This is a genomic window from Streptomyces anatolicus, assembly GCF_019400875.1.
In the GTDB taxonomy this organism is placed as follows: domain Bacteria; phylum Actinomycetota; class Actinomycetes; order Streptomycetales; family Streptomycetaceae; genus Streptomyces; species Streptomyces anatolicus.
In genome coordinates this window covers 1-1,255 of the sequence record NZ_WMBF01000839.1, presented here as the reverse complement: position 1 = coordinate 1,255, position 1,255 = coordinate 1, and the positions used below count along the sequence as shown (strand labels likewise).

General features: G+C 71.4%; 2 protein-coding genes. One reads left to right on the top strand and one right to left on the bottom strand.

Annotated features, from left to right (window positions below):
- Window positions 1-215: 215 nt before the first annotated feature.
- Complete coding sequence (locus GKQ77_RS32860; protein ID WP_219692796.1) at window positions 216-374, top strand: hypothetical protein; 159 nt, start codon at window positions 216-218, stop codon at window positions 372-374.
- 48 nt (window positions 375-422) lie between these two features.
- Here GKQ77_RS32860 and GKQ77_RS32855 read toward each other — a convergent pair whose 3' ends face one another.
- On the bottom strand, window positions 423-1,247 hold the full coding sequence (locus tag GKQ77_RS32855; RefSeq protein ID WP_219692797.1) for a sugar phosphate isomerase/epimerase family protein: 825 nt from the start codon (window positions 1,245-1,247) through the stop codon (window positions 423-425).
- Between the last annotated feature and the right edge of the window lie 8 nt (window positions 1,248-1,255).

Here is a 1,255-nt window from a genome sequence, read left to right as displayed (position 1 = left end):
CCCCAGATCCCCTCGGGAACCAGTTCCCCCCTCACGGGAAGTCCCTGACACCCAAGTACGACACGCCTGGTGCACAAAGGGTTGCACGGCGTTGCCCACTAATTTTTCGCGGACTTCCTCCGGGTGCCGACGCCACCGGGCGGACGTACCGTTTGACCCATGAGTGCTGTTCTCCGGTCGGGTGGTCCCCGGCCCTTCGAGCGGGGAGGGGAATGATGTTCGGCGTCGCGAAGCTGACCAGGCCGATGGCCAAGGCGATCTCCAAGAAGACCGGCATTCCCGTGACGACCGTCACCCGCGTCATCGAGGTGGGTCTGCCCGTCGTGGTGGCGATGGTCTCCAAGAAACGGGCTGCCCGCGGGAAGACGAAGTAGGCCCGGTCAGGCCGGGCGGGCGCGGCTTCCTCGCTGTGCGGGCGTGCCTCACGCGTGCGTGCGGAAGCGTTGGGCCGTCTCCCTCAGCACCTGCGCGCCGTCCCTCGCCCACAGCGCCTCGTTGAAGATCTCCACCTCGATGGGGCCGTCGTACCCTGCCGCCTCGACCCGCGCGCGCAACGCCTTGAAGTCGACGCTCCCGTCGCCCAGTTGTCCGCGCCCGAGCAGCACGCCCGCGGGCAGCGGTGTGATCCAGTCGGCCAGTTGGAAGGCGTGCAGCCGGCCGCCCGCGCCCGCCCGCGCGATCTGCGCGGGCGCCTGGTCGTCCCACCACACGTGGTACGTGTCCACGACGACGCCCACCTGCCGCGCGGGGAAGCGTTCCGCGAGGCCGAGTGCCTGGGCCAGAGTGGAGACCACGCAGCGGTCCGCGGCGAACATGGGGTGCAGCGGCTCGATCGCCAGGCGTACGCCCCGCTCCTCGGCGTAGGGCCCGAGGAGCGCGAGGGCGTCCGCGACGCGTTCCCGCGCCCCGGCGAGGTCACGGCTGCCCGGTGGCAGGCCGCCCGAGACGAGCACCAGTGTGCCGGTGCCGAGAGTCGCCGCCTCATCGATGGCCGCGCGGTTGTCGTCGAGGGCACGCGCGCGTGGCGCCTCTTCGGGGTCGGTGAGGAAGCCGCCCCGGCACAGACTGGTGACGGCGAGGCCGGACTCGCGCATGAGGCGGGCGGCGCGCTCGACCCCGTACTCCTGTACGGGGGCGCGCCACAGGCCGACCGCGGTGATGCCCTCCTTGGCGCACCCTTCGGCGAGTTCGGGGAGGGAGAGCTGTCTGACGGTCTCCTGGTTGATGCTCAGACGCGACAGGGCCAGGGGCGATG